We start from the raw sequence: 10,205 nt of genomic DNA, 5'->3' as shown, positions 1-10,205 counted from the left end.
TTCGCCACGCTGCTCAACGGGGCCATCCGCTCCACGGAGCAGGAGGCGATGGCGCGGCTCTTGCGGCGCAAGAGCAAGTACCTCATCGCCTACGGCTCGTGCGCGTGCACCGGGGGCATCCCGGGCCTGGCCAACCAGTTTAGCCGCGAAGAGATCCTCCGGTTCAACTACGAGGAGTCGCCCTCGGTGGTGAACGGGAGCCGGACGCGGCCGCAGCTGGTGTTCGAGGAGCAGGGTCGCCGGCCCCACCTGCCGGAGCTGCACCAGGTCGTGCGCTCCCTGGACCAGGTGGTGGAGGTCGATTACTACATTCCGGGCTGCCCGCCCACGCCCAAGATCACCCAGGCGGCGGTGGCCGCCCTGCTCGACGGCCGGCTGCCGCCCAAGGGCGCGGTGCTCGCCCCGGACATCGCGCTGTGCGAGGAGTGCCCGCGGCGCGACTCCAAGCCCGCGGACCTGAGCTTCACCGGGTTCACCCGGACCCACCAGAAGCTGCTCGATCCGCAGGTGTGCCTCCTGGCGCAGGGGGTGGTCTGCATGGGGCCGGCCACCCGCCAGGGCTGCGGGGCCCAGTGTCCCTCGGGCAACATGCCGTGCACGGGCTGCTTTGGCGGCACCGACCGGGTCAAGGACCAGGGGGCGAAGATGCTCTCGAGCCTCTGCGCCAATCTGGTGCCCAAGGAGGAGAAGGAGATCGATGCGGCGCTGGCCGGGCTGCCCGATCCGGTCGGCACCTTTTATCGCTACGGGCTGGCCAAGAGCCTGCTGCGGCGCAAGGTGGACCTCTGAGGGACCACCGGACAGCGGGACCACAAATGCCAGAGGTCAGAGATCAGAGGTCAGCGGTCAGAACCGACGACTCGCGATGAGAATCACCTCGGCCAAAGATCTGGTGGTGTATCGCAAAGCCTACAAACTTGCGATGTCGGTCTTCGACATGAGCAAGCATTTCCCCGCGGAGGAGCGCTACGCTTTGACGGGACAAATTCGAAGATCTTCTCGGTCCATTTGCCTGAATCTTCGCGAGGCGTGGGCCAAGCGGCGCTATGAAGCCCATTTTGTCAGCAAGTTGACCGATTGCGACGGCGAGAACGCGGAGACTGATTCCTCGTTGGATTTTGCCAAGGACTGCGGCTATATCACCAACGACCAGCACGCTGAATCGACCGCGATGTGTTCAGAGATTGGGAGGATGCTTGGATCCATGATCAAGAACCCAGCTTCCTTTCTGACCGCTGATAGCCTCAACGCATTCGACTCACAGCCATCGGCCCCCGACTTCTGACTTCTGACCTCTGACCTCTGACTTCTGACCTCTGACCTCTGACTTTCCATGGACGAGACCACGAAACAGGTTTTCAACGCGGGCCAGATCCGGGCCAACGCGGCCTACGCCGCGGCCAAGCGCAACTTCACGATCGACCCGATCACGCGGCTGGAGGGCCACGGCAAGATCGACATCTATCTCGATGAGAAGGGCGATGTGGAGCGGGCCTACTTCCAGGTGCCGGAGCTGCGCGGCTTTGAGGTCTTCAGCCGGGGCCGGCCGGCCGAGGACATGCCCCAGATCACCAGCCGCATCTGCGGGGTCTGCCCCACCGCCCACCACATGGCCTCGACCAAGGCGCTCGATGATCTCTATCAGATCGCGCCCACCCCGGCTGGCCGCAAGATCCGGGAGCTGGTCTACCACACCTTTATGCTCGAGGACCACGCCCTGCACGTGTTCGTGCTGGGCGGCCCGGACTTCATCGTGGGGCCGGAGGCGCCCCCGGCCGAGCGCAACATCGTGGGCGTGATCGGCAAGGTCGGCCTGGAGGCGGGCAAGCGCGTGATCGCCACCCGGCGGCGCCTGCGGGAACTGATTGCCTACTTTGGCGGCAAGGTCGTGCATCCCGTGCTGGGCCAGCCCGGCGGGGTGAGCAAGGCGCTCAAAAAGGAGGACCTGCCCAGGTTCCAGGAACTGGCCAAAGACGGCGTGGCCTTTGCCGAGTGGACCCTGCAGGTTTTTAAGCAGCTCGTGCTGGGCAACCCCGAGTACGTGAAGCTCATCACCTCCGACACCTACACCCACCGGACCTGCTACATGGGCATGGTCGATGAGCACAACCGGGTCAGCTTCTACGACGGGAAGCTGCGGGTGGTCGACTGCGAGGGCGAGGAGGTCTGCAAGTTCGAGCCCCGGCAGTACCGGGACTTCGTGGCCGAGCACGTCGAGCCCTGGAGCTACATGAAGTTCACCTTCCTCAAGCCGCGCGGCTGGCACGGCTTCGTGGAGGGCAAGGACACGAGCCTCTATGCGGTGGCGCCCCTGGCCCGGCTCAACGTCGCCGAGGGCATGGCCACCCCCAAGGCCCAGGCCGCCTACGAGGAGTTTTTCAAGACCCTGGGCGGGCGGCCCGTGCACCACACCCTGGCCAACCACTGGGCCCGGGTCGTGGAGATGCTCTACGCGGCCGAGCGCATCCAGGAACTGGTCAACGACCCGGAGATCACCAGTCCGGAGGTCCGGCGCGTGCCCACCGCGACCCCCGCCGAAGGCATCGGCGTGGTCGAGGCCCCCCGCGGCACCCTCTTCCATCATTATCAGACCGACAAGAATGGCCTCATCACCATGGCCAACCTGATCGTGGCCACGGGCAACAACGCCGCCCGCATCGCCCTCAGCGTCGAGAAAGCCGCCAAGGGCCTGATCAAGCAGGGCCAGGTCTCCGAGGGCTTGCTCAACAGGATCGAGATGGCCTTCCGCGCCTACGACCCCTGCCTGGGCTGCGCCACCCACGCCCTCCCCGGTCATACCCCGCTCAAGGTCCGCCTCCTCAACCCCGATCACGAGCTCGTCCGCGAAATCGTCCAAGAGTGACGCGCCAGCGGGCCCTCGTCCCCTGTCCTCTGGTCTCTGACCCTGCACCAATGCCCGACTCCCTGGCCAGCGTGCTCGTTCTTGGTCTGGGCAACGATATTCTCACCGACGATGCCGTCGGGCTGCATGTCGTGCGCATCGTGCGCGAACTTCTCGGCGGTGAGCCGGACATCGAAGTCAAGGCGACCACGGAGATGGGTTTGGCGCTTCTCGACGAAATCGCGGGGCGCGAGGGCGTCGTGTTGGTCGACGCCGTGCAGACCGGTGAGGCACCTCCAGGGCACATCCACGAACTACGCCCCGACGAACTCGGCAAAGTCTTCCGCACCTCGCCGCACTTCCTCGGCGTCGGTGAAACCCTGGCGCTGGGGAAGATGCTTGGTCTGCAGATGCCGGGCCATGTCCGCATCTTCGCGATCGAAGTGAAGGACCCATTCACGCTCGGGACGGCGATGACCCCGGCCGTCGAGCACGCGGCGGCCGCGGCAGCTGAGCGCGTGGCCGCCCAAGCTAGGGAAATCGCCTCAGAGTTGCGCCGGACCGCAACCGCGCTCGCGTGAAGCAGCGCCCAGCGCTGAGCTGACGACAACGGACGGACAGCCAAGTCCTTTGGAGGCGGTCGGCTTCCAAGGGCATTAGTTTACGTTGCAGAATGGCATCGGCGGCTTCTTCCCTAGGAGTCTGCCCGGACAAATTTGACTCCCCGGCGCCGGCCCGAGATAACCGAGTACCCCCCAACTCGTTATGCGCCGTCAGGGTGTATGACGATCCGCCAACCCGAACGATCCTTTTCAGCAAATGAACCTATATGTGCTGCTGAAGATGGTGCCCGACACGGTGGAGGAGTTGAACGTTGCCAGCGATGACAAGTCGCTGGATGCCGAATTCCTCCGATTCAAGCTCAACGACCCGGACGAGCACGCGCTGGAACAGGCGCTGCTTCTGAAGGAAAAGGCCGGCGGCAAGGTCACGGTAGTCGCGCTGGACGCGCCGGAGGTGGACGACGCGCTGTTCACGGCCCTGGCCAAGGGTGCCGACCGGGCGGTGAAGATTCCGGTGGAGCAGGCCGGCCTGGGCACGGTGGCCACCGCCCGGCTCTTCGCCGCGTTTCTGGCATCGGGCGGCAGCGAGATCACGCCGGATACGCTCGTCCTCCCCGGTTCGCAAGCGATCGACGATCTGGAGGGCGAGGTGGCCGCCTTCCTCGGCGAGGCGCTCGGATTGCCCTACGTCGGGGTGGTCAGCAGCGTCGCGCCGGCCGGCGGCAAGGTGGTAGTGCTCAAGGAATTCTCAGGCGGGATGCGCGGGGAATTCGAGGTGGCGCTGCCGGCGGTGCTCGGCATCCAATCGGCGGAAAAGCCCCCGCGCTACGTGCCGGTCGCCAAGGTGCGGGCCGTGATGAAATCGGGCAAGATCGAGAGCGCGGACATCGCGCCCCCCGACCCAGCCCGCGCGCTGGCGGTGGAGCGAATGTACAAACCGGAAGTCGCCGGCCGGGCGCAGATGCTGGAGGGAACCCCGGAAGACGTCGCCACGCGGATCGCCGGCCTGCTGGCCGAACGCGGCATCATCTAACCCTCAATCCCTTGCTGAAAACATGAGTGCCGCAATTCTCGTTTTGGCGGAGCACCTCAAAGGCGCGATGGCTGACATCACGTTTGAAATGCTCGGGGTTGGCCGCAAGATCGCCGCGGCTGAGGGCCGCCAGGTTCACGCCGTGCTGCTCGGCACGGGCGTCACGCCGCTCGCCGGGCGCCTGGGCGCTGCCGACAGCGTGCTGCTCGCGGACGAACCGGGCCTGGAACAGCCGTCGGCGGAGGTGGTCGTTCCCCTGCTCCAGCAGCTCATGAACCAGAAACAGGCCGGATTGGTGCTCATGGGCGGCACCAACGCCTGCTTTGGCCTGGGTGCGCAGCTTTCGGCGCGGGTGAAGCTGCCCTTTGTAAACTTCTGCAAGGACGCCCGCGCCGACGGCGGCGCCCTCGTGCTCACAAGCCAGTTGTTCGGCGGCAAGATCCTATCGGATGTCAAGCTCGCGGACGGCCGGGGTATCGTGAGCGTCTATCCCGGCGCCTTTCCCGCTGAGGCCGGCCGAAGCGAGCAGGCGCCCGCCGTCGAGAAAGTCACGGTCCCGCCCGCCAGCCCGAAGATCGTCTTCAAGCGCTACGTCGAGCCCGACACCAGCGACGTCGACATCACGAAGCAGAGCGTGCTGGTGGCGGTCGGCCGCGGCATCCAATCCCAGGACAACGTCGGGCTCGCGGAGGAGCTGGCCCAAAGCCTCGGCGGGGCGGTGTGCGCTTCGCGCCCGGTGATCGACCAAGGTTGGTTGCCGCTGAGCCGCCAGGTCGGCAAGTCCGGCATGACGGTGAAGCCGCGGCTTTACCTCGCGTTCGGCATCAGCGGCGCCCCCGAGCACTGGGATGGCATGCAGAACTCGGAGTGCATCATCTCCGTCAACACCGACCCCAAGGCGCCCATTTTCGACGGCTCCCACTACGGTGTCGTCGGCGACGCCGTGGAGCTGATTCCGCTGCTGACCGAAAAGATCAAGGCCAAGAAGGGCTAGGTGCCACATGGATCCCATCCAAATCTCGGTCTTCGGCGTGCCGGGGGTTGGAGTGTTGTGGTTGCTGACCCTGGTGGCCTTCGGTGTTTTTGGCTGGCGCGTCTGGCAGCTGATCGGGCTGCTGCGCCGGGGCCGCTTCGAGAACCGCTTCGATCAAATCGTCCGGCGCGCCTGGCATGCGTGCCGCCACGTGCTCCTGCAGCCGCGCATTTTTGGCGAACGCAGCATCGGCCTGCCGCACTTTCTCATCTTCTGGGGCTTCGTGGTGTACGTCGTCTGCTTCAACTGGGCGCTGCTGCGCGGGCTCCTGCCTTTCCTGCCGATTCCCTACCCCGACGCCGTGGGCCCCGCCGCGCTTTTTCTCGATGTCTTCTCGGTGCTGGTGCTAGTTTCGCTGGGCGTGGCGGTGGCGCGGCGCCTGTTCTTTGCCCCGCCCCACCTGCACCTGAGTTTCGACGCCAACCTCATCCTCGCCCTCATCGGCGTGCTGATGCTGAGCGTGCTTTTCGGCGCGGGCTTCCGCCTCGCGGCGGGCGATCCCGGCGCCACCTGGACGCCGTTCGGCCGGCTGCTCGCGCCCGCCTTCGGCGGCCTGCCGGCGCACACGGCCCACGCGCTCGGCGCCGCCATGTGGTGGCTGCACATGACCGTGGTGCTCGGCTTCCTGGTCTACCTGCCCTATTCCAAGCACCTTCACCTTCTCGCCTCGCCCTTCAACGTGTTCTTCAGCGGCGCCGTCACGCGTCCCCTGGGCGACCTGACAATCCCCGGCGCCAAGGAGGACGTGGCCCCCGGCGCGTCGAAATGGGAGGAGCTCACCTGGAAACAGCTCCTCAGCGGCTTCTCCTGCGCGGAATGCGGCCGCTGCGACCGCGCCTGCCCGGCCACCGCGGCCGGGTATCCGCTGGAGCCGCAGCAGATCGCCCAGAAGATCAAGCGCCACATGATGCAGACCGGCCTGGCCAAGGCGGGTGGCAATGGCAACGGCGGCGCGCCGAAGCTCATTGGCGACGTGATCACGGAGGCCGAGCTGTGGGCCTGCACCACCTGCATGGCCTGCATGACCCGCTGCGCGGTCTGGAACGAACAGATCCCGCTCATCATCGCGCTGCGGCGCCACCTCGTCAGCGAGGGCGCGGTCGAGCGCACGGTGCAGGACATGCTCGCCAACCTCACCCGGTACGGCAACTCGTTTGGCAAATCCGACCGCATGCGCGCGCGCTGGGTCCAGAGCTCCGGGCTCAAGATCAAGGATGCGCGCAAGGAACCGGTGGAGTATCTCTGGTTCGTGGGCGACTACGCCTCCTACGATCCGCGCTGCGAGGAGGTGACGCGCAAGACGGCGAAGATCTTCGCGCAGTCCGGCCTCGACTTCGGCCTCCTCTACGAGGGCGAGCGCAACGCCGGCAACGACGTGCGGCGCGTGGGCGAGGAGGGCCTCTTCGAGATGCTCAAGGAGAAGAACCTTCAGAGCCTCGCCAAGGCGAAGTACCGGGCCATCGTCACGACCGATCCGCACACGTTCAACACCCTGAAGAACGAGTACCCGGGCAACGGCGATCGCGCGCCGGTGAAGCACTACACCGAGGTGCTCGACGAGCTGCTGCAGGCCGGCCGGTTGCCGCTCAAGAAAAAGCTCACCGGCCGGGTGACCTATCACGATCCCTGCTACCTCGGCCGCTACAACGGCATTTACGAGGCGCCGCGCCGCGTGCTGCGCGCGCTCGGCCTCGAGGTGGTGGAAATGCCGCGCACGCGCGACCGGAGCCATTGCTGCGGCGCGGGCGGCGGCCGCATCTGGATGGAAGACAAGGAGAAGATCGCCGAGCGCCCGGCCGAGAACCGCATCCGCGAGGCCGTGGCTCTGGGCGACGTGCCGACTCTGGTCGTCGCCTGCCCCAAGGACATTGCGATGTTCCGCGACGCCGTGAAAACCACCGGCGCCGAGGCGCGGCTCGCGGTGAAAGACATCGCCGAACTCGTCGCCGACGCGCTGGAAATCTGAAGCTCAATTCAAAATCCCCGTAACCCGCCGCGGTCCCTCCGCCTGACCAAAGGACTCTGCCATGGCTGTGATGCTTGAACCCGAACTGGAACAGAAGGGTTCCACCCTCGAGACCCTCCTCCAGACTCCCGACGGCAAACGCATTCTCACCTGCATCCAGTGCGGGACCTGCGCCGGCACCTGCCCGTACGGTGAGTACATGGACTTCCCGCCCCGCCGCATCATCAACATGCTGCGCCGCGGGCGGATCGAGGAAGTCTTCAAATCCGACAGCATGCTGCGCTGTGTCGCCTGCTACGCGTGCATGAGCAAGTGCCCGCGCGGCATCCGCCTGTCCGACGTGCTCCTGCCGCTGGTCAAGGAGCAGACGCTGGTCAACCAGCCGGAGATTCCCGCCGAGCTGCAGAAGACGCTGCAGAACACCCTGCGCTACGGCAACCCCATGGGCGAGTCGTCCCGCAAGCGCGTCGCCTGGAAGGTCACCGCGCCGGTGCCCGTGCCCGTCATGGCCGAGCTCAATCGGCCGGTCGACGTGCTCTGGTTCGTGGAGTGCTACACCGCCTACTACGGCCGCGGCCAGGACAACAGCCGCGCCACCGCGAAGCTCCTGCATGCGCTGGGCATCGACTTCGCCATCCTCGGGAACGAGGAGAAGTGCGCCGGCGACTGCGGGCAGCTCACCTGGGAGTCGGGGCTCTTCGAGACGCTGACCGACTACAACATGGAGATCTTCAAGAAATACCGGTTCAACCGCCTGCTCACCGGCGATGCGCACGCCTACAACGCGTTCCGCATCCGCTATCCGATGTACGGTTTCAACTACCAGGTCGACCACACCCACATGTTGCTCGCCGAGCACCTGGAGCAGCTGAAGCCCAAACTGACCAAGAAGCTGAATTACACTGTCACCTACCACGACTCGTGCTGCCTCGGTCGCCGCGCTGGGATGTACGATGAACCGCGGGCCCTGCTCCGCGCCATCCCCGGAGTCAAGATCGTCGAGATGGTCCACAACCACGCGAATGCCATCTGCTGCGGCGGGGGCGGTGGCGGCATGTGGCTGGACACGTTTTTCAAGGGGAAAGGAATGGAGCGCTTGTCCGAGCGACGCATCAAGGAGGCCATCGCCACGGGCGCCGACGTGCTCGCGGTGTCCTGCCCGTACGAGATCTTCCGCTTCGAGGATGCGCTCAAGGTCGTCCCGCATGACAAGCCGATGATTGTGCGGGACATCGTCGAACTGCTGGCCGAAGCCCTGGGAGACTGAGCCATGTATACGCCGAAAAAACACGAACCGGTCCGCATCGGCTTCTACATCTGTCATTGCGGCACGAACATCGCCGGGATGGTCGACGTGCGGGCGGTCGCCAAATACGTCGCCACCCTGCCCAACGTGGTCGTTTCGCGCGACTACAAGTACATGTGCTCGGATCCGGGGCAGGAGATGATCGTGCAGGACATCATCGAGAACCGGCTCAACCGCATCGTGGTGGCGGCGTGCTCGCCGCTCCTGCACGAGCACACCTTCCGCGAGGCCACGCGCCGCGGCGGGCTGAACCCGTTCTTCTTCCAGATGGTCAACGTGCGCGAGCACGACGCCTGGGTGCACACGGACCGCGCGGAGGCCACGCGCAAGGCCATGGCCCTCGCCCGCGCCGCCATCCAGCGGGTGCCGCTGCACAAGCCGCTCGAGGTGAAAAAGGTCGCCATCAACCCGAACGTGCTGGTCGTGGGTGGCGGCATCGCGGGCATTCACGCCGCCCTCGTTCTCGCGAACGCCGGCAAGCAGGTCTACCTCGTCGAGCGCGAGCCCACCATCGGCGGCCACATGGCCAAGTTCGACAAGACGTTCCCCACGCTCGATTGCGCCATGTGCGTGCTCTCGCCCAAGATGGCCGCGGCCGGCTCCCATCCCAACATCACGCTGTGGAGCTACTCCGAGGTCGTGAAGGTGGACGGGTTCGTGGGCAACTACCGGGTCACCGTCCGGCGCAAGCCGCGCTACGTCCTCGAGGACCTCTGCACCGGCTGCCAGGAGTGCGTCGAGGCTTGCATCTACAAAGAGCCGAAGTTCCGCGATGAATTCAATCTCGGTCTCGGCAAGCGCAAACCAGTCTACCTGCCCTTCGCGCAGGCCATTCCGCCGGTCACGCTCATCGATCCCGAAACCTGCATCGAGCTCAAGACCGGCAAGTGCAAGAAGACCTGCGTGGAAGCCTGCGGCGACCGGAAGGCGATCGACTTCAAGCAAAAGGAGGAGCTCCGCGAGATCACCGTCGGCACGATCATCGTGGCGACCGGCTTCCAGATCTTCGATGCGAAGCGCACGCCGTACTACGGCTACGGCATCTATCCCAACGTCTACAACGCGCTCGAGGTCGAGCGCCTGATCAACGCCAGCGGCCCGACCGGCGGCGAAATCGTCCTGCGCAACGGCCAGGTGCCCAAGAAGGTCGCCATCATCCACTGCGTCGGCTCGCGCGACGAAAACACCAACCGCTGGTGCTCGCGCGTGTGCTGCCTGTACTCGCTCAAACTCGCCCACCTCATCCGCGAGCACACCCAGGCGGAGATCTACAATTTCTACATCGACATCCGCACGCCCGGCAAGGGCATGGAGGAGTTCTACTGCCGCATCGCCGAGGAGGGCATGAACCTCATCCGCGGCCGCGTGGCCGACGTCTATCCCGACCCCAGCGACGGCGCGACCGGCCGGCTCGTCGTGCAGGCCGAGGACACCCTCCTCGACTGCATCATGAAGGTGCCGG

The 10,205-nt window shown here is 65.7% G+C and carries 9 protein-coding genes; all 9 read left to right on the top strand.

Annotation, left to right across the window (positions count from 1 at the left end; translation table 11 throughout):
- Positions 1 to 789: hypothetical protein (locus tag VMS96_15335; GenBank protein HVP44801.1), on the top strand; the 789-nt coding region annotated here is incomplete at its 5' end.
- Positions 790 to 865: 76 nt separating this feature from the next.
- Complete coding sequence (locus tag VMS96_15330) at positions 866 to 1,285, top strand: four helix bundle protein (protein HVP44800.1); 420 nt, start codon at positions 866 to 868, stop codon at positions 1,283 to 1,285.
- Between the two features lie 48 nt (positions 1,286 to 1,333).
- Positions 1,334 to 2,863, top strand: coding sequence for a Ni/Fe hydrogenase subunit alpha (locus VMS96_15325; GenBank protein HVP44799.1), 1,530 nt, complete (start codon positions 1,334 to 1,336; stop codon positions 2,861 to 2,863).
- A 50-nt stretch (positions 2,864 to 2,913) separates the two neighbouring features.
- Complete coding sequence (locus VMS96_15320) at positions 2,914 to 3,423, top strand: hydrogenase maturation protease (GenBank protein ID HVP44798.1); 510 nt, start codon at positions 2,914 to 2,916, stop codon at positions 3,421 to 3,423.
- 238 nt (positions 3,424 to 3,661) lie between these two features.
- Entirely contained in the window at positions 3,662 to 4,438 is a 777-nt protein-coding gene (locus VMS96_15315) for a hypothetical protein (protein ID HVP44797.1), read from the top strand.
- A 22-nt stretch (positions 4,439 to 4,460) separates the two neighbouring features.
- The gene (locus tag VMS96_15310; GenBank protein HVP44796.1) at positions 4,461 to 5,432 is read left to right on the top strand and encodes an electron transfer flavoprotein subunit alpha/FixB family protein; all 972 of its coding nucleotides are present in this window, start codon (positions 4,461 to 4,463) and stop codon (positions 5,430 to 5,432) included.
- A gap of 7 nt (positions 5,433 to 5,439) precedes the next feature.
- Positions 5,440 to 7,437: a (Fe-S)-binding protein gene (locus VMS96_15305; GenBank protein HVP44795.1), complete on the top strand. Its 1,998-nt coding sequence runs from the start codon at positions 5,440 to 5,442 to the stop codon at positions 7,435 to 7,437.
- 61 nt (positions 7,438 to 7,498) lie between these two features.
- Positions 7,499 to 8,704, top strand: coding sequence for a (Fe-S)-binding protein (locus VMS96_15300; protein ID HVP44794.1), 1,206 nt, complete (start codon positions 7,499 to 7,501; stop codon positions 8,702 to 8,704).
- Between the two features lie 3 nt (positions 8,705 to 8,707).
- Positions 8,708 to 10,205: CoB--CoM heterodisulfide reductase iron-sulfur subunit A family protein (locus VMS96_15295; protein HVP44793.1), on the top strand; the 1,498-nt coding region annotated here is incomplete at its 3' end.

This window comes from Terriglobales bacterium (genome assembly GCA_035543055.1).
Taxonomy (GTDB): Bacteria; Acidobacteriota; Terriglobia; order Terriglobales; family Acidobacteriaceae; genus JAIQFD01.
This window is presented reverse-complemented; position numbering and strand designations above follow the sequence as displayed.